This window comes from Candidatus Corynebacterium faecigallinarum, assembly GCF_052264515.1.
GTDB lineage: Bacteria > Actinomycetota > Actinomycetes > Mycobacteriales > Mycobacteriaceae > Corynebacterium > Corynebacterium faecigallinarum.
This window is the reverse complement of record NZ_JBQQOC010000100.1, coordinates 1-442: the sequence shown is the minus strand read 5'-3', so window position 1 is coordinate 442 and position 442 is coordinate 1. Positions and strand designations below refer to the sequence as shown.

1 protein-coding gene is annotated in these 442 nt (G+C 67.0%); it reads left to right on the top strand.

All coding sequences use genetic code 11. The annotated features are described in order from the left end of the window. Nucleotides 1-442 (top strand): hypothetical protein (locus tag ACTXPP_RS14235; RefSeq protein ID WP_443342788.1); only part of this gene is annotated, 442 nt, incomplete at both ends.

The following is a 442-nucleotide window of genomic DNA, read 5'->3' as shown; positions in this document are numbered from 1 at the left end:
CTACCTGTGGTCCGGTGTGCGCGGACGTCGTGCCGCCGAAGAGAATCTGGCGGAGTTGGACGCGGCGTTGGTCACCCTCTCGAACGAGTCCAGCGGACGACTGCGGACAGCCGTGCGCTGGTGGGACGACCTCCAGCGCAACAAGGGGGTCGGCACGAGGTTGGAAGAAGCCTACTTCGTCGAGAACAGCCGCCCGCTCGATGCGGAGCTCCGGGACATCCTCGTCCGGGCAAATACGCTCGTCGAGGAGAGCGACCGGGTACTGCAGTCGGCCACCACGACGTTCCCGTCGACAGCAGGGCATACACCGTCTCCTGGGGCCGCAGTGCCGACGGGGGAAGACTCCCAGGCGACGCCCCGTGAGGAGTGCATCGACCAGATCGAGCGCTCCGATGACCTCACCCTGGAACTGGACGCGCTACGCCGGAAGGTCTCCACCGGC